At 57.4% G+C, this 22,520-nt stretch carries 15 protein-coding genes and 2 pseudogenes; 5 read left to right on the top strand and 12 right to left on the bottom strand.

Features of this window, described 5'->3' with window-relative positions; all coding sequences use genetic code 11:
* Complete coding sequence (locus Q4577_RS20715) at nt 1–2,244, top strand: molybdopterin cofactor-binding domain-containing protein (protein ID WP_303472485.1); 2,244 nt, start codon at nt 1–3, stop codon at nt 2,242–2,244.
* An 8-nt stretch (nt 2,245–2,252) separates the two neighbouring features.
* Nucleotides 2,253–2,858 carry a hypothetical protein gene (locus Q4577_RS20710; protein WP_303472483.1) on the top strand — a complete coding sequence of 202 codons (606 nt, stop codon included), beginning with the start codon at nt 2,253–2,255 and terminating at the stop codon, nt 2,856–2,858.
* Between the two features lie 7 nt (nt 2,859–2,865).
* On the opposite strand, the gene nanR is transcribed toward Q4577_RS20710, so the two are convergent.
* From nanR to Q4577_RS20670, 8 genes and pseudogenes are all read right to left on the bottom strand, one after another.
* The gene (gene nanR / locus Q4577_RS20705; protein WP_244691542.1) at nt 2,866–3,597 is read right to left on the bottom strand and encodes a transcriptional regulator NanR; all 732 of its coding nucleotides are present in this window, start codon (nt 3,595–3,597) and stop codon (nt 2,866–2,868) included.
* A gap of 1,045 nt (nt 3,598–4,642) precedes the next feature.
* The gene (locus Q4577_RS20700) at nt 4,643–5,548 is read right to left on the bottom strand and encodes a site-specific integrase (protein ID WP_303472480.1); all 906 of its coding nucleotides are present in this window, start codon (nt 5,546–5,548) and stop codon (nt 4,643–4,645) included.
* The gene (locus tag Q4577_RS20695; RefSeq protein ID WP_303472479.1) at nt 5,541–5,921 is read right to left on the bottom strand and encodes a hypothetical protein; all 381 of its coding nucleotides are present in this window, start codon (nt 5,919–5,921) and stop codon (nt 5,541–5,543) included. The genes Q4577_RS20700 and Q4577_RS20695 overlap by 8 nt, the downstream gene beginning before the upstream one ends.
* Nucleotides 5,922–8,175: 2,254 nt before the next feature.
* Nucleotides 8,176–8,301 (bottom strand): annotated as a pseudogene (locus Q4577_RS20690) (transposase); the annotation flags it as partial.
* A gap of 215 nt (nt 8,302–8,516) precedes the next feature.
* Nucleotides 8,517–11,603, bottom strand: coding sequence for a type III restriction-modification system endonuclease (locus Q4577_RS20685; RefSeq protein WP_303472477.1), 3,087 nt, complete (start codon nt 11,601–11,603; stop codon nt 8,517–8,519).
* Nucleotide 11,604: 1 nt separating this feature from the next.
* Nucleotides 11,605–13,512, bottom strand: a complete 1,908-nt coding sequence (locus tag Q4577_RS20680) for a site-specific DNA-methyltransferase (RefSeq protein WP_303472475.1) — start codon at nt 13,510–13,512, stop codon at nt 11,605–11,607.
* Nucleotides 13,513–13,531: 19 nt separating this feature from the next.
* Entirely contained in the window at nt 13,532–14,203 is a 672-nt protein-coding gene (locus tag Q4577_RS20675) for a DUF4391 domain-containing protein (RefSeq protein WP_303472473.1), read from the bottom strand.
* Nucleotides 14,200–17,460 carry a helicase-related protein gene (locus Q4577_RS20670; protein WP_303472471.1) on the bottom strand — a complete coding sequence of 1,087 codons (3,261 nt, stop codon included), beginning with the start codon at nt 17,458–17,460 and terminating at the stop codon, nt 14,200–14,202. The genes Q4577_RS20675 and Q4577_RS20670 overlap by 4 nt, the downstream gene beginning before the upstream one ends.
* An 81-nt stretch (nt 17,461–17,541) precedes the next feature.
* Here Q4577_RS20670 and Q4577_RS20665 point away from each other — a divergent pair, with 81 nt between their 5' ends.
* From Q4577_RS20665 to Q4577_RS20655, 3 genes are all read left to right on the top strand, one after another.
* A complete protein-coding gene (locus tag Q4577_RS20665; protein ID WP_303472469.1) occupies nt 17,542–17,712 on the top strand; it encodes a hypothetical protein in 171 nt (56 codons plus the stop codon).
* A gap of 636 nt (nt 17,713–18,348) precedes the next feature.
* Nucleotides 18,349–19,122, top strand: a complete 774-nt coding sequence (locus tag Q4577_RS20660) for a tyrosine-type recombinase/integrase (RefSeq protein WP_303472501.1) — start codon at nt 18,349–18,351, stop codon at nt 19,120–19,122.
* Between the two features lie 59 nt (nt 19,123–19,181).
* On the top strand, nt 19,182–19,607 hold the full coding sequence (locus tag Q4577_RS20655) for a hypothetical protein (protein ID WP_303567648.1): 426 nt from the start codon (nt 19,182–19,184) through the stop codon (nt 19,605–19,607).
* Between the two features lie 250 nt (nt 19,608–19,857).
* Here Q4577_RS20655 and Q4577_RS20650 read toward each other — a convergent pair.
* From Q4577_RS20650 to Q4577_RS20635, 4 genes and pseudogenes are all read right to left on the bottom strand, one after another.
* Nucleotides 19,858–20,351 (bottom strand): annotated as a pseudogene (locus Q4577_RS20650) (IS3 family transposase); the annotation flags it as partial.
* A 307-nt stretch (nt 20,352–20,658) separates the two neighbouring features.
* Nucleotides 20,659–21,057: a hypothetical protein gene (locus Q4577_RS20645; RefSeq protein ID WP_303472465.1), complete on the bottom strand. Its 399-nt coding sequence runs from the start codon at nt 21,055–21,057 to the stop codon at nt 20,659–20,661.
* Nucleotides 21,047–21,397 (bottom strand): hypothetical protein, encoded by a 351-nt coding sequence (locus Q4577_RS20640; protein ID WP_303472463.1) that lies wholly within the window; start codon nt 21,395–21,397, stop codon nt 21,047–21,049. The genes Q4577_RS20645 and Q4577_RS20640 overlap by 11 nt, the downstream gene beginning before the upstream one ends.
* Nucleotides 21,398–21,661: 264 nt before the next feature.
* Nucleotides 21,662–22,057, bottom strand: a complete 396-nt coding sequence (locus Q4577_RS20635; protein ID WP_303472461.1) for a hypothetical protein — start codon at nt 22,055–22,057, stop codon at nt 21,662–21,664.
* Nucleotides 22,058–22,520: the final 463 nt, after the last annotated feature.

Here is a 22,520-nt window from a genome sequence, read left to right as displayed (position 1 = left end):
ATGGGCCGTCTAAAGACCTTGACCCGCCGCGCTTTTCTGGTTGGCACTGCGGCGGTTGCCGGCGGTGTGGCCTTTGGCGTCTATACCGTGCGCCGCCCGCATGAAAACCCGCTGCTGGGCGATCTGGAGCCGGGACAAGCGGCGCTGACGCCCTATGTGCGGATTGACGGCGATGGCGTGACGCTGATCACCCCGCGCGCGGACAAGGGTCAGGGCGCCTATCATGTCCAGGCGGTCTTGCTGGCCGAAGAGCTGGACCTTGATCTGGCGGAGGTGCGTGTCGACCCCGGCCCGCCCAGCGCGGCCTATTGGAACACGGCGCTGGCCCCCGAAGCGGCGGAATTCACCATTCCGGCCCAGGGAATGATGCGGGACATGGTCGAAGGCGGCCTTGGCGCGGTGATGAAGGTGATGGGCATGCAGATCACCGGCGGCTCCACCACCGTGGCAGATCAATTCGACAAACTGCGCGCAGCCGCTGCTTCGGCGCGCGAAACGCTCAAACTGGCGGCGGCGGATCAGACAGGGATCGCGGTCAGTGACATCAGAACCGAAAACGGCGCGGTGATCCTGCCCGATGGGCGCGCCATTGCCTATGGCGATCTGGCCGGGGTTGTGGCCGGGATGGACGTGGTCCAGGATGTACCGCTGCGCGCCCCCGCGCAGTGGCGCTATATCGGCAAACCGATGCAGCGGATCGACATGCTGGGCAAATGCACCGGCACGCTCGACTATGGGATTGATCTGGACGTTCCCGGCATGTTGCAGGCCACGGTTGTGTTGAACCCGGCGCAGGGCGGCGCATTGAACCGCTTTGATGCGACCGAGGCCGAAAAGATGCGCGGCGTAAAGGCGGTGCTGCCGGTGACGGGCGGCTTTGCGGTGGTGGCCGACAATACCTGGCGCGCCTTTCAGGCGGCGCAGATGGTTGTGCCGGACTGGGGTGACACATCGAACATGCCCGCCACAATGGCGGGCCATTGGCAGGCGCTGTCAGATGCGTTTACCGACGACCATCAGGACAGCCGCCAGCGCGACGATGGCGATGTCGACAGCGCCCTGTCGGGTGGCAAGATCATCGAAGCCGAATACCGCGCGCCCTATCTGGCACATGCGCCGCTGGAACCGATCAGCGCCATTGTCCGCGTCGATGACACCACCGCAGAGGTCTGGACCGGCACGCAGATCCCGCGCTTTGTGCAAACCAATGTCGCCCGGATCGCCGGGATCGAGGCCGACGCCGTCACCCTGCATGTGCAGATGATGGGCGGCTCTTTCGGGCACCGATTGGAAGATGAGGTGGTGAAACAGGCGACGGAAATCGCGGTACAGTTGAAGGGCGTTCCGATCAAGCTGACCTATGCCCGCGAAGAAGACATGACCCACGACTTCCCCCGCCAGATCGCCATGGCCCGGCTGCGCGGCAAGGTGACAAATGGCCAGGTCGAGGCGATGGATCTGTCGATCGCCTGTCCCTCTGTCATCGTTTCACAAATGGGCCGTCAGGGCATTTCGATGCCCGGCCCGGACAGCCAGATTGTCGCTGGCGCATGGAACGCGCCCTTTGCCATCCCGCACCATCGCGTCACCGGATACCGTGCCGCGCCGCTGGCACCGATTTCGTCTTGGCGGTCGGTGGGCGCATCCCATGCCGGGTTCTTTCAGAACGCCGCGCTGGACGAATTGATTTTTGCCGCCGGGGCAGATCCGCTCGAAGAACGGTTGCGGCTGGTGAATGACGATCTGGCGCAAAAAGCGCTGGAGGCAGTGGCAGACATGTCGTCCTGGGACGGTCCGCTTGGCAACGGGCGCGGGCGTGGCGTGGCGCTGACCACCAGTTTCGGCGTGCCCTGCGCCGAGGTGATCGAGGTCAGCCAAACCGAGGCCGGCCTCAAGCTGGACAAGGTCTGGGTCGCGGCCGAGGTCGGTCGCGTGGTCGATCCGGTGAACTTTGAAAATCTGGTTCAGGGTGGGGTCATCTTTGCCCTTGGTCATGCCATGAACTGTGAAATCACCTATGCGGACGGCATTGCCGAACAGAGTAATTACCACGCCTATGAAGGCATGCGGCTCTATCAATGCCCGGACATCATGGTGCGCGGTCTGGAAAACGGTGATCAGGTCCGCGGTATTGGCGAGCCACCAGTGCCGCCCGCCGCTGCGGCGCTGGCGGGGGCGATCTTTGCCGCCACGGGCACGCGTCTGCGGGAAATGCCTTTCAACAAATTCGTCGATTTCGCATGAGAGCGCCCATGAAACATCTTGTCCTTTGTGCCGCCGGTCTGCTGGCCCTGCCCGTCTTTGCCGAGGGCGAAAACGTCACTATCACGCCGCCCGCCTCTGTCAGCCGCGCCGACGGTCTTGCGGCCTGGTCGCGGATTTATCAGGTCACCTCGCACCCGCGCTGTTCCAATTGCCATGTCGGACCGGACAATATTCCGATGTGGTCCGGCCCCAGCTATGGCCGCCCCCGCCCGCATGGGATGAACATCAATGGCGGCGAGAGCCGGATCGGCGCGGAGTTTCTGGCCTGTAGCACCTGCCACGCCACAACCGGCACCCGCGCCAATGACGCGCCGCATATGGCGCCGCAGGTGACTTCGGACTGGCAATTGCCGCCGGTTGAGGCCCATTGGTTTGGCAAATCCTCGGAAGACATCTGTCACCAGCTGCGCAACCGCGATCTGAACGGTGACCGCAGCTATCGCGAGATTGCCGAGCATCTGGATCATGATGTGATCCTGCATTGGGCCTGGTCACCGGGTGGTGGACGCGAACCGGCCCCCTATTCGCTTCAGGAGCATATCAACGACGTGCTGGCCTGGGGTGTGGCCGGGATGCCCTGCAGCGACGATTGAACGAAGCCTAGCCGCTGCGCCGGAACGCCGCGCTGGAGCGATCAAGGTGCTGCCCCATGATCGCAACCGCGCCGTCCACATCGTGGGCTTCGATACAGTCGGTGACCTTGCTGTGTTCGTCCAGGGTGACCTTTTCATTGCCCTGCCAATGCAGGACGCCGTCGTGGTATTCAAACAGCCAGCCCAACATCGCATTGGACACCGACAGAACAATCGGATTGTCGGAAATCGCCGCAATCCGCGCGTGAAACCGCACATCGGTCTGCACAAAGGCCGCCATGTCGTTTTTCAGAAAGCTGCGCTGCAATTCGATCAAGGCGCGCAGATCCGCCACATCCTTGGCCGAGGCCCGCGCCGCCGCATTGCGCACCATGCCCAATTCGAACATGCGACGCGCCTCTTTCAGGTGATCCAGATTGCCCGGCGCGGCAGACAGAACCAACCGCGCGATGTCGTCAGATTGGCTCAGCACCGTGCCGGCATCAATCTCGTTCACCCGCGACCGTTCGCCGTGGCTGATGGTGATCAGCCCGCTGTTGTGCAACGATTGCAGCGCCTCGCGCACCGCGGGACGCCCCACGCCGAACCGTTCCATCAAGGCCCGTTCCGATGGCATCGCATCGCCCGGCATCAATTCGTTGCTGGTGATCATATCGCGCAAACGATCCAGAACCTGGTCCGACAATTTGCGTCGGGTGATCTTTTCCGGGACCGCATTGTCTTTGCCCGCCTTTGACACGCCGGAAACTCCTGCAATATTGTGTGTTTGTCGAATGATACACCAATTTGGACGGCCGCCAACAGGGACAATGAGCATACTTGTTGCCGAAAGCCGTTATCGGCAAGCCCTGCGTGCCTTACGCGCCTCTCTCGGATGAAATCGCCTAGGTTTCAGGACAGGATTGCGGCTTGGCCAAGATGGAATGTGGTTGGGTTCATGCCGCCTTACGGGATTTTCTGTGACAAAGACTGCGCCGTCGGAGGGCGATTGTCGAGGGCCGCGAAGCGCCGCGCCAACAGGTTCGGCGCGATGCTGAAGGCCGGGATGCCGTCGGTTGTCACCTTGCAACTCCTCCACCGCTCAACACCGATACCGGTTTCCGCCATCAGTCAACCAACGCGGCGATGGCCAAAGTTCAGATCCAGCACTTGATCCGCACTCGGGCTTCATGCCTGCAAATCATAACCGACCTTGCGCGGCCGATTGAGATGACCGAACAAAAGCTTGCGGTATCGTTCCGCATAATGGATGCGGCTGGGTCTTTTGGGGTTTTGATATGTCATGCCGTGGCGCGGGGGTGTTGAACAAAACTGCGATCCTACGCGCGGCCTTGACAGACGACATCCTCCATTATTCGACTAGCACTTCTGGCTCGCTAAACCCGGATCATTGCTGACGGTTTTCATGACCAACCCGCCCTGCAAAAAGAAAACCGGTTCGCGCCTGCGTAGATCGAAACGCCTTTTGATCCCTTGCCCTCGCGCGCCGCGATGCCTGCGCACACTCACCTTGACGCAGTTCAAGGCGCTTTACCTGTCAGGGAAATTGACCCAATATTCCCCAAACCCCGCGCCATTCAGTGCCACTAAGAGCCATTTTGACGCCTGTCATGCCCAAATAGGAAAATTTCAAAAACGGGAATTTTCGCCTTGTACCCCCTATGTTTCCTTGGCTATACGCGTCGGTGGAGACGTGGCCGAGTGGTCGAAGGCGCTCCCCTGCTAAGGGAGCGACACATTCGGGAAAAGGCTCTATAATCAGAGCCATAGAACCTTTCCCCCTTTCAGTTGTCCAAATCATTCCCAAAGTCCCAGCCGTAGGATTTCAGTCGCATCGGTAGGTCCGAAGGCGCCAGTTTGGTGTAGCGGAGCGCAGTATCGTGCTTTGCCCAGCCTCCACGGCTCATCAGAAGTTTCATGTCTTTCGTGACGGCATAAGTCCATGTGGCATACGAATGTCGCAATGAATGGGGCGTGCATTCCTTCGGGAGGTCCGCCGCCTCTCGCAGTTTTTGGAACTCCCTTCGGATCTGACCGCCGCCCTTGTACCGGAGCGTGAAAGGTTGACCTTTGCGATTGAGGATGATCGGCCCTTTGGCGGGCAAGCATTCCATGTAGTCGGTCGCCTTCGACGGAAGATAAACGAGGCGCGTGCTTGCCTTAGTCTTTCCGGCCCCCTCCCGCTCGCCACGGACCAAGCATTCACGCGTGTTCCAGTTGATGTCCTCGGCATCAACGACGAAGGCCTCGCCTGTCCGGCAGCCAGTCCCGAGCAGGAACGCCATGGCAGTGCGTATCCGCCGCTGTGGGTCCTTGACCCCATAGCGCTCCGGCGTGCCAGCGACAGCCAGCAGATCTTCTGCCTGCTCTGGCGTGAGCCAGAACATTCGACGCGTGTCACAGCCATTCTTGCGTCTCTGATTGATCAGGTGCCTTTCAAGCGACCCCAAAGGGCCGAGAAAATTGCGCTGGATCGTGCTGGGCTTGCAGCCCGGATGCAGCACTTCAACAGCTCGAGCACGCCACTCTCGATCGAGCGTTTGACGAAATGAGATCGAAGGCCCTGCATATTCGATTAGCCGGTCGAACGGACGAGGGTCCTCGGTGACCTGTTGGAATTCTCTGGCAGCGATAAAAAACAGCTCGTCTCTGCGGTCTTCGTCAGAGAATCCGTGAGTAAAATCAAGCATGCCGACCTCCTTTCCGCTTCTTCCTCAGCTCGGCCACGAACCGTTCGTACTCCACATTAACGGCGGTCCTTGGCGAGTTCTTCAGATTAAGGGAATTGTCCGACGCGCTCTGGCGACGAAGGGCCCTGATCATCTCGATGTTCTCGCGATAGAACAGGTTCTTCCGGCCATGTTTCTCAACGATGCCTCTTACGTGTGCATAGCGAGCGAGCGTGTTGAACAGTTCGCGCCGCGAGATGCCCAACTCATCTGCAGCTCCCGCGGTCGTTAACGGATATTTGGGTGGCTCTTGGATGAAAGCACTTCGGTATCGAGGTGGGTGACAGCTGCCGGACGAAGTCTCGGCGATTGGTACGAGGTAGTCGTATTCCATGGCAATGCTCCTTTGTTGCGATTGGCGTGACGAAAGGAGCCTCTCTCGCTCGCCCCTGTAAAGACGGCGCATGACGATTTTTGAGCGACCGATATCTCCATCCGAGAACGCAAAGCTCGAGTACTTACCCATTGAAGGGCCGTTCGCGTCCAAGCGGAAGCACTTGCCAAATCTGTCGCTCCAAGGGGGCTCATGTGAACTATGGACGGGGCCACCAGGAAACCGCTTCTCTTGACACCAAGTTGGAAAAAAGACCACGAAATTCCGCCCGCAGGTCAGCGCAGGACGAGACGTTCCATGTAGTGCTCGATGAAACATCGGCCGCGGGACGCGGTACAGATTAGCCGGCAGGATGAACCGTATCCTACGAGCGGCGACGAGCCCCGAATTTCCGTGCTGGCAACGGACAAAAACTCCGTTCTTAGGCCGATGATCAATCGAACCCAGCATGAGTTGATCTGCGAGAAGTTGCATTCACTGCTTGACGTTGTTTGGCCCGGATTTTCCGACTTGAGGCTCCTCGCAGAGGCCTTCTATTTAGGAGAATTTTCCGGCGCGGGTGGTCTCGTTCTTCTACAGCTAAGAACAAGTGGTCGTCGTGTTTGGGCCAATGGCAGCCACGCAGTCTCAGCGTCGACGGTGATGGAGGGGTTCTGTGGCTTGTGCGGTTCTATAGTGCGAAAACGCGATCCGTGCTTACGATCGGCCAACCGCCCCCCGGCACGGAATGGGAATCCGAAACCCTCGTGCAAGGTTGTCATGACACCGATCCCGTTCACCAATGAAAGTCCGCGCGGGCACGGAAAATAGGTATTCCCTTTTCCAAGCGTCGGCAGTGACGTCAGGAAGCCAACCTTCAGCGGATTGAACGTTTCCCTCGATTTCAAATGCATCAGCCGGGGGGCGAGTTAAGCTGGCGCGCGGACCTCGCTTTGGACACGCTTTCTCCCTTGCAATTCGATGCTTTCGCACGCAGCGAAGCGGGATTTTTCCAACGCGTTGGATACTTTTTTCTTGCGGGCGCTGCGCGGGTTCTTTGGCCCTGAATGACGCAGCTTCTGACATCGTCAGCAAGGGTCGAGAACGTTGCAAAGGCCATCCGAAGAATTGGAATCTAAGGAGGACAAATCTACCGTTGATCTTCACCATGCTGCGCCTCTTCCCCGGAGAAAAGACCCGCACGCGACACAGCCGGCCAAGGCTAATCAGAAACCCAGTTCGGAATTGCCCAACTTGGGTGTGAGGTGCCGTTCTTCAAATGCCCCGGAGCATTTCCCGAAGAGGCCACACATGAGCGCAGCCGATGGAAAAAAGTGATCCTAAACAGACCATGCCGAAAAGGATCCTCAGGAAGCTGAGAGCACCAGCCACTAACCCCTGCTGTAGACGGCCGCTCAGTTCACCAGATGCAACGAACTGTTTTCTGTCAGAAGTTGCATCGTCGAAAAAGGGCAAAAGGGAGATCTCCCAGGCGTCAAAGGTTTTTTCCCGTTGCTACCAGTTTCTTCGACGTGGCTCCTGTGGAAAACGGAGGAAGTGCGGTTCTGGCCCGAGAATTCTCTTACAATTTTTCCGGATGCGTCGCGGAAAATTTGGTTGCGCGCTGAGAAGCACGCCCCAGCTACAGGTCCAGAGTCCGCGAACTTTTCAGGAGGGCGATCGTCGATCTTTGATCCAGAAAATCAATAAAAAAAGGGGTTTCTGTTGGAGAATCCCTTCCTCTGTGCAGCCGACGGCATTGCACTCTGGTGCACTTGCGTGCACACCCGCTAAGCGGGTGCCATTGCCCTTTATCGCGCGCAAATGGCGAGCTCTGAGGGCGATCGGCATGATTCGAGGTGAACAGGAGTGTTTTAATTTTGCTACACTCAAAAATAATATACATCTCCGATCACGCTCCCGATACGCCTGACCGTCACGAAGATGTCGTCGCCTTAGAATCGCGGACGTACAGACAGGACTCCGTGCGTCAGTCTTAGTCCGTCGTCGACAGCGTCAAGTTGGTTGGCGCTTCCCAGCTGAGCACGCTGATGGTGCCGACGATCAGAAATCGGCGGATGCCGATCTGACCCATCTTACTGACCGAACCCAGTCTGGCCTTGCCATCCGTCAACCGCTTTTGCGGCATCAGGCCAGGCGGCAAAGCCGCGCCCGATGTCGAACGTATCGAGCTCCGGTGCGAACGCCCAGCGGCGTCGGCGGTGACGGGACCGATCTCAGGAATGGTGCCAAGTCGTCGCAACCTTTCATCAGGCTTCAGCTTGTACAACGTGGCGGTGCTGAGGCCATGCCTCCGGCACACCTCAGTGGTCGGCATCCGGGCCTCCTGCTCCTTGATCATTCCGATGATTTGCGCCTCGGTGAAACGGCTCTTTCGCATTGGTCTGCTCCTTCAGAGTTGGCGCAGACTCTAAATTACGGTGAGGGATTTCGCGGGGGACAGGTCATTGGCCTTGGCGCGTCGCGCCGCCAAGGCAGACAAGACGACTGAACCAGGAACCAAGCCCAGACATTGCCGAACCTTAGTCATGACCCAGAAATGCCTCGAGAGCCTTGGATAGCATTGAAGGTATCACGGTAATTCGTCTTGCGAGATCAGGTCGCTTCCTTGACCAGATTCATGAGGTCAGCATAGCTCGTCGCGACGTCGTATTTTACCTTATCCTGCGCGATTCTCTCTCCAATTTCGGAAAAGAATTTTCGGGCGCATTCGATCTTTGTTTTCTCAAGTTCGCGCATTTTCATCGAGGGATACTCGGACTTTGTTTCCGCGACAAAATATAGGTGCTTCACCTCGTCCTTCTTGAAGGCGATCGCCCAATCCGGATTGTAGTCACCAACCGGAGTGGGAATAAGGAAACCTCTTGGCAGTTTTGAGTAGACCACAACCTCACTGCTCGTATCCAAGTCCTTGACGAAACGTCGCTCCACGTCGGAGTCGACGATCGCATAGTCGTAGACATGGTGATTCAACTTGTCTGTCGCTTTCTTGAAGTCGTTTCCGGTTTCGCCCGCTGTGAAGATCGTAGAGTCATACTCATCTTCAATCGCGCTATATGTGAGCTGCTCGACGATGGCGCCCGCCTTCTGCTCATTGATTCGATGCGCGGCTTCGGCAATAAACTGTTCCGGGTTGCGATTGAATTGGCCGAAGATTGCCGGTTCGATACGGGACAGGATGGTTCCAATCGTCCGTCTCGTCAGGTTCGTGGCCTCGGAAATACTTCCGACCACGTCATAGCTTACTCTTGAATGAGCGCTTTGCCCCAGCTCGGACTTGACCCTGCCTTGCGCGAATGCCTGACCACTGCGGAGATCCTCGTCGGTCACCCCGTCATTCAAGGTACCTTCGGTGACCAGGTATTGAAGCGCCGGTATGTTTCTGAGGTTCTTATCCAGGCTTGTGACGCAACTTTGGACGAGTTTTTCGGTCTCGAACTCGACTTGATATACGGCTTTTCGGTTGATGCGTCTCCAGAGTTCCTGAAACTCCTGCTTGTGAAAGTTGGCGTTCAGTGGGTTCTTTTTCGGCGCGCGACCATCATTGAACATGTCGGCCACCTTCTGGCCGTTGAAGACCGTGTCCACGAGCTTGAAGGCCTCCTCCTCGTGCCCCGCGAACGCCTCGGGCAACTGCGCCAGTGTCTCGGCTTTCCGAGCGTCATGATACTTCGCGGTGATGGCTCGGTCTTCGTCGACATAGCCGTTCGCGATCAGGTAAAACTCGAGCTTGCCGGCCAACGCCTTGTCGACCTTCAGTTCCGAGTCTTCCGACTTGAGCAATTTCCCTTCGAAATACTCGGCATTCGCAGCTCTCGGGCGCTCCGACAGGTTCTCGACGATTTCCTGTTGGAGACCGGACACGAAGCCCTTGTAGCTCTCGCTCGCAACCACCGTAAGCACGTTGATGTCATGAACCGTGGCGGGCAAGTCCATGCGTTCGCCAACCTTATTGACCGATATGCGGAGGCCGCGCCCAACCTCCTGCCGGCGAGAAATTGTGTTCTGGCTCTCGTTGTGCTTGAGCATGCACATGACGAAGACGTTCGGGTTGTCCCAACCCTCGCGCAAGGCGGAGTGAGAAAAGATGAAGCGTGTCGGTTCGTCGAACGACAGCAGGCGCTCCTTGTCTTTCAGGATCAGATCATAGTCGCTGGGTTCCGTCGACTGCCCCTGCAACTCGCCCCTCGCAGCGGCCTTGGGGTCTGTCATGCGTCCCTTCTTGTCGATGGAGAAGTAGCCGCGATGGGTCTTGGCATGGTCAATGTCAGCCAGGTATTTGCGGTAGTCCTCGTTCTCCAGAGGCAGCTCGTCGAGGATCTCGTCCCTTGCGTTCGCATACTCCTCTTCGAAGATCCGCGCGTATTCGCCTTTTTCGTCCGCCCGCTTATAGTCGCGATACTTGACGACTTCGTCGATGAAAAAGAGGGAGAGAACCTTTATCCCCCGGGCGAAGAGCGCCTGCTCCCGCCGCAAGTGGGCCGCGATGGTTTCCCGGATCTGGATCCTGCGCTTGTCATCTTCTGTCACGTCGTTTGAGGCTTGTCCGGCCGACAGGACATCACCGTTGGTGAAGTGGAGCGTATCGTCCCTGGCATCGATGTCAGAGATGACGAAGCCGCGGTATTGCTCGAGCCCCTTTGAGACGTTGAACAGGTCGCGTCCCCTCTCAAGCTTGCGAAGGACCCGCTTGATGCCGCTTCCCGTTTTCACCTCCAGCTCGACCCGCGCCACAGGAGCCGACTTCGAGATGTCGATACCTTCGAGATAAAGGTAGGCGTTCGTGCCGGTCAGGCCCTTGGTCTCGATTCCGCGGACCTCGATCTTCTTGACCAGCTTCTGGTTAAAGGCGTCAACGGCATCCAGGCGATGGACCTTGTTGTGCATGGTCTTATGCGTTGCTGAGTAGCGCAGGATGAAAAGCGGACTGAACTTGGGCAGGGCTTTCTGCGTCGCCGGCCCCTCCATCTTTTGCGGCTCATCGATGATCAGGATCGGGCGGTTCTTCGCAATCACGTCGATCGGGCGGCGGGACTGGAAATCGTCCAGCTCGTCATAGATCCGCCGGTTGTCCGCGCCTGTGGCGTTGAACGCCTGCACGTTGATCACCATCACATTGATCCCGGCGTCGGAAGAGAAGCTCTCCAGTTCGTGCAGGCGCTTGGAGTTGTAGGTGAACGCCCGGATCTTCTTGCCGAACTCCTGTTGGAAGTGTTCAGCCGTCATCTGCAGGGACTTGGCGACCCCCTCGCGGATCGCCACGCTGGGCACCATGATGATGAACTTGGACCAGCCATAGCGTTTGTACAGCTCGAACATCGTGCGGATGTAGACGTACGTCTTGCCGGTGCCGGTCTCCATCTCGACATCAAGGTTTAGCTTGGCACCCGGCTTGTAGGTGGCCGGCTTGGCCCTGCCATTCGCATCGATGTAATGCGTCAGTGACTGCGATTGCGGCAGCATGGCGCCACGCTGCACCGCCACGACGTTCTCGAGCAGCACGTCGTCGGGCAGCTTGATGTCGGCGTTGCCGAAGCCATCCTCGGTCGACCGCATCTGGCGGGTGTTGCCGGGGTCGATGGTGTATTTCAGGTTGTCCTGGCGCGGTTGCCCCTTGAAGCAATCGACCACGGCGTTCACGGCGTCGAGCTGATAAGGCTGAGACTTGAACTTGATCTTCATCTCAGATCGCCTTCACTTCGGTGTCGGGCGAGAGGGATTTGAAGATCTGGCGCACGTTGATCTTGGTCGCGTCGTCCTTGAAGCCGGTGTCCTTGAACACCACTCGCATCGGCTCGCGCTCCGCGAGCTTCTTGACCAGTGCTTCGTCCACACCGTCATCAAAACAGGCCATCAGGGCGGTGCCGGCAACGCTGAAGACGGTCTTGCCATCAATGGTCTCACTGCTGATCGGCAGGGTCAGGTCGACGCCCCAATCGACCAGCACCTGGAAGAGTAGGTCTTCCGGCGTGCGGTCGGGCTTGATGTTGTCGACGCTGGCGAGGAGGTCTTTCTGCGAGGTCGCGTCCGGTGTGTAGAAAACGTCAGCCATGTTGGAACTGTCGATTTTCAGGACGCGGAAGCCGATATCTTTGTTCCAATCGGGATGAAACTTGCCTTCGAGGATTTTCTGACCCGCGCGGCGGATGCGTTCCTTGGAAATTTCGGCGATAGTTGCATAGCCTTCTTTTGCGGCATCAGACTTTGGATCGCACTCCTCTGGAATTTGTACCGAAATAATCTGGCGATTTCGACCATCCTCAGAGTTGGCCTTAAAGGTGGCGTGGGCGCTCGAGCCGGATCCTGCAAAAAAGTCCAGAATGATCTGATTGGGAGCAGATTGCGTTCCAAATTCAATCAGGGCCCTGATGAAGTCAGATGGTTTTGGGTATGGGAACACGCGCGAATTGCCGAAGAGCTCCTCGATCTCCTTGCTTCCATGCTGGTTGAATATTCCCTCCACGACCGAGAGAGGTTTGCCTTGCCGCATTTCTCCGGACTTGTCCTTCAGGTATTGCTTGGAGTGAATCGTGTATTCACCATCTACTGATTTATTGAACTCCAGTTCACCATCGAGAATAGCTTTTTCTACACGATCCCTTGCCCATAGCCATTGTCGTTTTGGCCAGACTTCGGTTCCGTCTGGAGCAGTCACTGGGAAGACAAGGTTCTTTCGCTCACCCATACTTTTCGCAGCTTCCAGTGGTTGAAGACGGTAGGGACCGCGAACAGAATGTTGTTCGTCTTGTTGGGTGTAGTATCGCTTGATGGTTTCATCTGTCAGAGGAACAAAGAAAGGATCCAAATTCGAGATGTCTCTCGCGTAGACAAAAACATATTCATGTAATCCCACGATAAACTTTTCTTTTGCGCCGCCGCCATATCTTTTTTTCCAAACGAGGCAATCGACAAAGTTCTCCGCACCGAACACTTCTTCGAGAACTTTTCCAAGGCTGGTTGCTTCGTTGTCATCAATGGAAACGGCGATAATGCCGTCAGACGCCATAAGGCTCCGGGCGAGCTTTAGTCTCGGAAATAGCATACTTAGCCAATCAGAGTGGAAGCGTCCATTGGCCGTTGTATTTGCAACTAAACGCGAACCTTCGTCGTTCCGCTCACCTGAAGAAGACTCGAAAGCGTGAAGGCCTACATTGAAATCGTCTTCATAAACAAAGTCACTGCCCGTGTTATATGGCGGGTCAATGTAGATCATCTTGACCTTGCCCAGGTAGGTCTCCTGCAAAAGCTTCAAAGCCTCGAGGTTATCCCCCTCGATGAACAGGTTCTGGGTGGTGTCGAAATCCACGCTTTCCTCGCGTACAGGGCGCAGGGTTTTGGCGATGGGGGCGTTGGCGGTGATCAGCGCCTCGCGCTTGCCCGGCCAGTTCAGGTGATAACGTTCCTGCGGTCCTTCAACGAGGGTGTCAGACAGCTCCTGCCGCAGCTGATCGAAATCTACCTTCAACGCCAGCTTGCCATCTTCGTCCCGCGCCTCGGTCACACATCCGGGGAACAGCGCCTTGATCTTCGCGATGTTGTCCTGTGTCAGGTCAGGGCTGTGCATTTTCAGCTTTTCGATCTCGTCACTCATGCTCGTTCCTCCACCCTGTTCACTCGGGCTTTTTCAAATGGTCAAAGGCCTTCTGCGCCTCTTGCAGCTGGCCGTGCAAGGTCATTTTGATGTTGAATTGCGTCTCGCGTTTCAGCCTGGATTTCAACTGGCTGATTTCGCGTTCCTTGGCCTTGATCGCCTCCAGCCGCTCCAGTCTCGCATCGATGTCCTCTTCCGCGACCGGCGCAATCGGCATCAGGGCCGTGAGCAGCTGATCGTAGAGTCCGCCGAGGTTCAGCGACACCGGCAGGGCCGCGCGCTCTGTCTCTTCCGGGCACCATTCGCTGCGCAGATGGTCCCCAACCAGCACCCACTTGGTGCTGTCTGCCTCAGACGGGCGCTTGCGCGCCGCGGCGACCTGTATCTGACCATCCCGGCGAATTTCGAAAACCAGCGGGAACGGGATCGCACGATCTATCGCGCGCAGGACGTCCTGGTGCAACTCTGCGGTCTTGAGCGTCAGCCGGAACACTTGGATCTCCGGCACCTGCTTGGTTGCAGGCAATCGGATCGTCTCTGGCGCGAGCTTGTAGGCCCAGATGATCTGGTCCAGCTCTTTCACAAAACGGTCTTTCAGCGCCGTGCTCGCGCCCACAGCGTCATAGATGCGGGCCTTCGGCACCACGCGCTTCAGCTGAGCCTGGTCGGGATATCGGAAGAGCGCAGTCAAAGCTGGTCTCTCACGACGATGAAGGCAATCAGCTCGAAGTCGTCGATGCCCGCGATGGTATGCGTCAGGGCCGAGGTGTGGCCGCCCGCGAACAGGCTGTCGATGTCGCGCTCCTCCTTCACCTCGATCATCGAGCGAATGGCATCGCTTAGGAGCGCGGAGTATTTCTCCATGCTCCGGCCATCCTTGGTCTCGGCATTGAAGGCTTCGCACAGATCCTTCACAGGGACAGGGTGTGATTTGCAGCTTGCCCGCACCAGGTCGAGCAGGCGCTTCACCTGCGTCTGATCCACCACCACATCCCCGTTTTCCGAGATGTAGACCAGATAGTATGGGTGGAGCCTGTTCTGCTGGTTGATGTTCACCGTGTCGTGGATGTTGCGCAGGGCAAAGATGACCCCGGGAACCAGCCCGCGCTTCGCGTCGGAAGGCACCACGGCATGCAGCCCGTTCGGCACTGATGCGAGGTCGCCGTTCTCTTTGATGTAATTGAGTAGGTCCATGCGGAAGTCGTTGAGGCCAAGATCCGTGATCGAGATCCCGGTCTTCACGTCTTCCAGCTCGATCACTTCGTTCTGGAGGCGCTGAAGCTGCTCCTTGCGGTATGCTGTCTCCGAGCTCTTGGCCGTCAGAACGTTATCCTCCCCGGTGCCGGTCACATCGACAATGTGCATCCGGTTCTCAACCCGTTCCTTCAGGTTGATATACTCGTCCAACGAGATGTCCGGCCAGTAGTTCGACAGCTGAATCGATGTGTTCGGGGAGCCGATGCGGTCGATCCGTCCGAACCGTTGAACGATGCGAACCGGGTTCCAGTGGATATCGTAGTTTATCAGATAGTCGCAGTCCTGAAGGTTCTGACCTTCGGAGATGCAGTCGGTCGCGATCAGAATGTCCAGCTCGGTCGGCTCATCTGGGAGAATCTTATCCTTCTCCTTGGCGATCGGTGAAAACAGAGTCAGAACTGACTGAAAATCATAAGGCTTTCCGAGGGTCGTCTTCGGGTTGCCCGTGCCCGTGACGATTCCAGAATGAACCCCAGCTGCCTTTTCAAAATGGGGGGCCAGTTGAGCATAGAGATACTTCGCCGTATCCGCGAAAGCTGTAAATACTATGATTTTGCGGTTCCCAGGATTGAGCGGCTCAGCCATTTTTCCCGAGATCTCGTTGATCAAATGCTGCAGCTTCGCGTCGTCCTCCGGCTCGACTTGGTTCATTTCAGTGATCAAACCATCGATGATGGTCAGGTCAGCGGAAAGCTCCTGCTTCCAAGCTTTGACATCCATGTCCGCGAGTGCGATCTTCACGTTCTTTCCGACTGACAGGCCTGAGAGATCATCGTCCTCGTCGGCAAGTGCTTCGTCGATTTCAAGATCCATGATGGCGTCGGAACCACCAGAGGCCTCAAAGCGAGCGATAGCGGCCAAGGTGCTCTTGATATTGCTCGAAAGCGATCCGAGCGTCATGCGAAAGGCGTGAACTGAACTTTCGAGCCGCTTCAATAGGTTGGTGGTCATGAGGGCTTGCAGGCTTCGCTCTCGGTCAGCCTGCCTGAGTGTGCCCTTCCCGCCTTCGGTCTTGGTGTCGTAGAGTTCTTCGTATTTCCTGACACGGCTTGGATAAATATAATTGACAGGAGCGTAGACTGCCATTTTTAGCGCTGTCAGCTGGCTATAGATGTCGTCGAAGCCAATAATATCTTGGCGTGCCGTGATGGGCAGGTGATGCGACAAGGGTGTCCGGCGATCCGGAAACGTTCCGATATCAGCAGTATCATAAAAGGTTTCGATATGCTTGCGAGATCGGGCGATTGTGACGGCATCCAGAAGCTCAAAAAAGTCGAAGTCCAACTTCCGCAGGATAGTTGCAGCTGTTCGCTGCTCTGGGGGCAACTCCGACCAAGCATTGAATGCCGTCTGCGCGCGTCGGAAAATCTCCTCGACACTTGTCTTTGTCCGCAGGTTTTTGCTCAAGTCGTCCGACTGCCCTTCGTAGGCCAGAGCAAGCTGGTTGCGAAGGTCGGTGAAGCGATTGTTGACCGGTGTGGCGGACAACATCAGGACCTTGGTCTTGACCCCAGAGCGGATCACCTTGTTCATCAAGCGCTGGTATCGGGTTTCCCGATCCTTGTAGACATCATTATTTCGAAAGTTATGAGATTCATCAATTACAACAAGGTCGTAGTTTCCCCAGTTTATCCGATCGAGACGCATGCCAAACGATTCACCGGATGTTCGCGACAAATCGGTATGGCAGAGCACGTCGTATCGAAAACGGTCCTTCGCAAAGATGTTTGTGGTGAGATTTGCGTTATAGTTCCGCCAATTGTCCGCAAGTTTTTTAGGGCACAGAACCAGAACATCTCGATTTCGAAGTTCATAGTATTTTACGACCGCCAGAGCGGTGAAAGTCTTACCGAGCCCAACGCTGTCGGCAAGGATGCAACCATTATAGGTTTCCAATTTGTTAATAATACCTACCGCAGCATCTTTCTGGTAATTAAAGAGCTTTTTCCAAACCAAGCTATCCTGATATCCTGTCTTGTCATTCGGCAAGACATCCTCGTCCACCTCTGAGAGGAAGTCTGAAAACAAGTTGTAGAGGATTACAAAGTAAATTCTTTCGGGACTGTTCTCCTGATAGACAGACTCGATATGATCCAAAACCTGCGAAGTCACATCACTAAGCTTCTCGCCATCGGACCACAATTGATCGAATAGGCTGAGGTAAGTCTTTGTGAACTGGGGTTCGTCGATAGCTTGCGAAAGGCTCGAAAGGGCATCCCCGGCTTGGTAACCGAGGTCCACTGCGGTGAAGCCAGAAAGAGGCGTGTAGGCGGTGTCGCTCGCCGGCTTTTCAACATGAGCAAACTGCTGCATGGGCGCGCTGGTGGCGTTAGACCGGAAACGGGCTTTCCTTCGAATCCAATTCGCGCATTCGCGAGCGACCGCCCGCTGTGTCATTTTGTTACGAAGCTTTATTTCAAACTCACCGCCGGATACTGCTCCCTCTCTTATCTCACTTGGAATAAAAAACTGACGACGCTCTTTTCTAATCTTATCCACCGCGCCGTTTGGAACAAACGTTGGAGATGTAAAGATAAACCGAAACTCATCGATTTCTTCGAGTTGGTCTCTTAGCGCTTCGTATGCATAAATTGAAAAGTAGGCCGCGGCGATCGATAGACGATCGGCACCTTTGAGCGAAGATTTTAGGTCGTCGCCAAGCAAGGTCGTCACGTTATCCACGATCCGCACGTTCTACCTCATGTTTTCAAGTCTTTTCATTTGCCGATAGACTATAGCCTGTGCTGGCGAGCGCAATGTCTCGATGGGGCAGTGTTCTGGTCAGCCTCGCAAGACGCGCGCTTCTTCGATCCCGCCAGCGCCGAAGTCGCGGTCCTATGCATGCTTGCCGAAGAGCATTACGGTCTGGTGATCGAGAACGGGAAACTGGTCGACGAGAGGGAGGATGCGGAATTCGCCCTGCAGGCGAGGGATGTTGCCTAATACCGGGCGTGTGCGCGTGACCAGAGTATGAGTCCGGCTTCGGCAACCGGACCGCCTAATTCTGAGAGGGCATATACCCGCTGGCGACCGTTCCGGCATGAGGCCGCCCCGGGTTGTTTCGGGGAAGTTCAACCGATTGTCCGATCGACAAGACTATTTCCTCAATGGGGCTCAACGTGACGTGGAGTTCCGCTTCCCGAAGTTTCTTCTTCGTGCCCAAGCGAAGTAGCCAACCTCATCTTTGTAAGACCGACACTCTGGGCGCATCACAACGGCGCCGAGGGTCGTTCACGACAAAATGGAGGGCACAAACGCTTGGCAAATCCATGGACCCCAGTCTGGAACGAGAGACACGCGGCCTGGAGCATCGACTTTCGGGTAGGCTCACGTCGCATCCGCAGAAGGCTTCCGGTAGGCGATAAGACCCAACGTAAGATCGCCGAGAAGCTGGCAGAGAGAATTTATCATTCAGCTTGGCAGGACGAGCTCCAGACGGAACAAAAGCCGAGGAAGACATCCTTCGTAAGGGCAGCGGAGTTGTACGAGGCAGGTGGGGGAGAAGCCCGGTTCCTTCCTAAGCTCAAGCGGTATTTTGGACGCGATTCATTCATCGAGGACATCGACGAAGTCCGCATCATGGAGGCTGCCGCAGATCTATACCCCGAAGCGCGGCCCGATACGATCCGGCGTCAGGTTCGCGTTCCCATACGTTCAATACAAAATTTCACCGCTGGTAAGCGTCGACAGAAGTCTACCGACACGCGGAGGGTTCGTTGGCTTAGCCCAGGAGAGGCGGAGACGATGCTTCAGGTTGCCAGCGACCCCGAAGCGATTGGTCTGCGTGACCCCAGACGCGAGACCCTACGCAAGATCGCCTTCATGCTCGGCACCGGTGCAGGGCCAGGCGAGACGATGGCGCTTGATGGGAAAGGTTGGGATCCCGCCACGCGGGAGTGGTGGTTGCCGGGTACCAAGACTACTTTTCGACCGCGCTTCGTCGTCCTGCCAAGGCGCGCGATTGAGCTGGTCGGCGAGATACCTGCCTACGGTCCGGCCTTCCCGGCTCCGAATGGCCGCCCCTACAAAATCCATCCAAATCGGGGCGCGCAGATGGCGGTCGCCTTCGGAAAGGTGCGTGATGGAGCCGGGTTCGGCCCGGACGTCGTCCCTTACACGCTGCGCCATACTTGGGCGACCTGGTTCTACGCTCAGACCAAGGACTGGGCCGCTTTGCTCGATCAAGGTGGGTGGGGGCGCTCGGACACTGCAAATCGCTACAGAAAGATCGCGCCAAAGGACCTTGCTAACCAGCTTCTTGCCTATGGCTGGGATTTTAGGCCCGAGGAAGGTGAGCCGGTTCGTTTCGGTGAGAAGGTATCGGTTCGATTGCGCTCAGACGAGCCGGACTGATCCTCTTTGCGCGCTTGATGGTCGAATCCGGCTCAATATTTTTTCTGTCAGTGACCTACATGCACTGGCGTTATGGCTATGAAATGGAAGCGCAAATGGTCTCGTCCAGAACCACCTTACTCACGGCCCCGATTCAGATTGCTATCTCAATCGAAATCGCACTGGATTGCCTGCATGGCTATCTGGACTGCGAATTGGGTAGCTTGGAGGATCTGCTCGACCTTACGGGTCACGAAGATGCGATTGATGACATATGCACACTTAGCAGTATAAATTTGGATCGCTATGGCGAGCCGCTTGATACAAGGCAAAAGCTTGAGCTCGCAAGGCCGTGTCTGATGCGATTAAATGAGAGGGTGCGGCATACATCACGGGAAGATCCGTTTGCCACCACTTCATCCACTGTGCTCGACAATTGGTTGAACCACGCGGAGGTCCTGTTGCAAGAAATAATCGACATAATCTACCATTCCCTTGCCTCATGAACTTAGCGCCGATCGGGGGAGTTAAAATTGCGAGCCGATTGACCAGCCACCGGCTTCAACCGCGGCATCCTCACTGGATAGCCCCTCTGCAACGGCCCGCAAGAACCGGCATAGATTCTAACGTTGCCAGACTGGCGGCCTTCCTGGAGAGTTTAATTGGTCCCGGGTCGAACGTTCGGACTTTCGTCTGCCTGGTTTTGTTATCTACACCTCCTAAAACGGGGTGTTGCGACAACCCGTTGAATCCGCCTTGCCCTCCGCGGTCTGAATGATGGGTCAGGCCCTTCCCGGGTCGGCGTTCGCACAGGGCCTGTTCGAGAGCATCCATTGCCCGGCAGGGTCATGCGCCGCATGATCCCGGGAGGGGAGGACGAACTGTGTCTGCTGGGACCGAGAGGCCAGCCAGCCCACGATCCTGTTGGCGAAGTTGTCGATTACGAACGCAAAATAGACGAAGCCCTGCCAGGTGGAGATATAGGTGAAATCGCTGACCCACAGGCAGTTCGGTGCGGGCGCTCGGAACTGCCGGTTCTTCTTGTCCAGCGGACAGGGCATGTCCGGGTCCGGGCTCGTCGTTTTTCGCGCCTTTCTCCGGGCAACGCCCTGGATCCCCAGCCGACTCATCTGGCGTTCCACCGTGCAGCGCGCCACATCGAAGCCTTCGCGGCGCAGCTGGCGCAAGACCTTGCGCACGCCGTAGAATTGGAAGTTTTCCTGCCAGACCCGCTGGACTTCCGGCATCACCCCCCCTGTCCGTTGCCGACAACCAGGTTGGCTGGTTCTGGTGGCTGCGATCGGTTCGGTTAGCCGCATAGTATTGCGCATTTCTTTTGAGGTGACTGCGTTGCCAGCGTTTATCTGCCGTCCGCCGACGGCGCAGCGAACAACCGCTTCCCGCCCGTCTTGGTAGAGAGAGCGCAGGCGCAGCGTCGATCAAGAGCGCGTGTCGAACGACGGATGGAATTCGCTTAACTGACCAACACGGTTCGCACGCACTTGGAAAATGCAAGGGCGACATATGCCGCCCTGTGCTGCAGGTTTTCGCGCTTGCTTACCGCTCGCGCCAACTTCGCAACGCTGCTTCGATGCGCGCATAGGCCTGCAGGGTCTCGTGTTGCGAATGCCTCCCGTCGCAGCATTGGTGGCCGTAAGTGTCCGCGCCGGGATGGTCGATCTCGTAGCCGAGCGCGAGGAAAGCGTCGCGTCCCGCCGGGGTCAGGGGATCGGGATGTCGCGGTGACGTCATGACCGTGATGTCGGCTATCTGGCGGCCGCTGTGCACGTAGTGCCGGTCGACCCAGACGAGGGCCGACGGCAAGCGGTACTTCTGGACGAGCCAGAGCGTGACGTCACAGATGTCTTGCTCGAGACCGAATTCCTCCGGATAGACATCGAGACGGCGCTGCCGCGCGAACTGCAGGGCACATCGCGGTGTGGGCTTACCCGGCATGGCGGAATCTCGCGATCAGGTCGCTGACACGGGCTCCATACCACCGCGCCATGTCGGGCGCGGGCAGGTTGCGCTCGTGGCCGATGCGGTCGAGCGCAGAGGGGGCCTGTTCCGATAGGACGCGGCGAATGTCGCGGAGGGCCTGCTCGACGGCGTCGGCATCCGGGAACCGGTCCGAGAACGCGCCGTGCAGATCGCAGAGGGCGTCGAAGCCGCTCCGGTCGTCGAGCGCGTCCAAGAGGTCGCAGAGGCCCGCGCCGTGCCGGCGCAGGTGTTTCTCTGTCCCTGCCACCGCGTCGAAGCGGGCTTGGCTGGTGTTGAGGGTGGTGGAGTTGAGCATGTTTTTTCTCCCTTTCATGCATGAACGAATGGTGCTGGTGGTGCCTGATTCATCGGCGTCATGGTCCGTGCATCGCGGAAGAGAGGTGGATCGGGCTGGCTCCTTTCGGCCGGCAAATTGGGCCGGTATCTTTTTCTGATGACGAAGAAATTGGCCATTCCTCGGGAACACGAAGGAAAAAGTGGCAGGGTGGCGGATTTTCCTTCGTGAGAGACTGCGTGACCCCGGCCGCCGCGCTGGACGCGTGGCGGCCGGGACAGGACATCAGATGATCCGCTCGTCTTCGGCTGGAGCGATCCCCGCGCTGCGCAGAGCATCGTCGAGGCCGTCGGCGAGCAGGCAGAGCTCGGGGACGATCGGGTCCTCGGGTTCGAGCAGGGCAAAACATCCTTCGCTCCCCCACTCCTCTTCATCGACCTGCTCGAGGAGCAGGATCGCGCGCAGCTGGAGAAGCAGGCGGCGGAGACGGCGCGTGAGCGACCCGGGCTGTTCCAGGCCGTCGCGGATCGTGTTGAGGAGCCGCGCGCCGCGCCGGTCTGCGAGCAGAACGGCAGCATGGTCGAGCGCGGTGTCGTGATGGGACAAAAACTCCCTCAGGGCCAGCTCGCCGGCCGACATGGAGCGGGCTTCCGTGCTTGTGGTTTCTCTCGAATGAAACATGGGGGTCCTCCTTGTGATTGTTTCGTCCGGGCTTCGTCCCGGGTCAGGAAGGATCGGAGGTCCGTTGCGCCGCCGGTCGCTGTGTCTCGAACCTCGCTTGGACGGCGCCGAGATCAGCGAAAGGTCAGCGGTTGCGTTTTTCTACTGGTAGGCGCCTCGCTCGTTTCGTCTGTCACAAGTGAGATTGGCCGGATGCGCTGGAGGCGAAGCATTTTTCCGGGTAGTAAGGAAAAAATTTTGCCTCCTTAACGCGACGACTTCTCGGGCGCGCGCAACAAAGAGAAGGTCGAAATCCGGGTGTCAAATGTCGCCCCGATTAATACGGAGATGACACCAACGTGCACGAGGTGTTCAAGGACAACACCTTAGGCGCGATGGTGTAAAAAGCCGAATAGCGTGGATTTGCAGGTTCAATCCGCTCGACCCGCTGCGCAGCGACTGGAAAGCAAGCAAATTGCAGCGC

Source organism: Marinovum sp. 2_MG-2023 (assembly GCF_030548265.1).
Classification (GTDB): domain Bacteria; phylum Pseudomonadota; class Alphaproteobacteria; order Rhodobacterales; family Rhodobacteraceae; genus Marinovum.
Note: the sequence above shows the minus strand (reverse complement) of the source record. Positions and strands in the feature narration are given on the sequence as shown.

Excerpts from the sequence above, each read along its gene's own strand:
- Q4577_RS20655 (WP_303567648.1), top strand. The coding sequence starts at position 19,182 with ATGCACTGGCGTTATGGCTATGAAATGGAAGCGCAAATGGTCTCGTCC.
- Q4577_RS20635 (WP_303472461.1), bottom strand. The coding sequence starts at position 22,057 with ATGTTTCATTCGAGAGAAACCACAAGCACGGAAGCCCGCTCCATGTCG.
- Q4577_RS20695 (WP_303472479.1), bottom strand. The coding sequence starts at position 5,921 with ATGGAATACGACTACCTCGTACCAATCGCCGAGACTTCGTCCGGCAGC.
- Q4577_RS20640 (WP_303472463.1), bottom strand. The coding sequence starts at position 21,397 with ATGCTCAACTCCACCACCCTCAACACCAGCCAAGCCCGCTTCGACGCG.
- Q4577_RS20660 (WP_303472501.1), top strand. The coding sequence starts at position 18,349 with ATGGAGGCTGCCGCAGATCTATACCCCGAAGCGCGGCCCGATACGATC.
- Q4577_RS20685 (WP_303472477.1), bottom strand. The coding sequence starts at position 11,603 with ATGAAGATCAAGTTCAAGTCTCAGCCTTATCAGCTCGACGCCGTGAAC.
- Q4577_RS20700 (WP_303472480.1), bottom strand. The coding sequence starts at position 5,548 with ATGCTTGATTTTACTCACGGATTCTCTGACGAAGACCGCAGAGACGAG.
- Q4577_RS20680 (WP_303472475.1), bottom strand. The coding sequence starts at position 13,512 with ATGAGTGACGAGATCGAAAAGCTGAAAATGCACAGCCCTGACCTGACA.
- Q4577_RS20715 (WP_303472485.1), top strand. The coding sequence starts at position 1 with ATGGGCCGTCTAAAGACCTTGACCCGCCGCGCTTTTCTGGTTGGCACT.
- Q4577_RS20710 (WP_303472483.1), top strand. The coding sequence starts at position 2,253 with ATGAAACATCTTGTCCTTTGTGCCGCCGGTCTGCTGGCCCTGCCCGTC.
- Q4577_RS20645 (WP_303472465.1), bottom strand. The coding sequence starts at position 21,057 with ATGCCGGGTAAGCCCACACCGCGATGTGCCCTGCAGTTCGCGCGGCAG.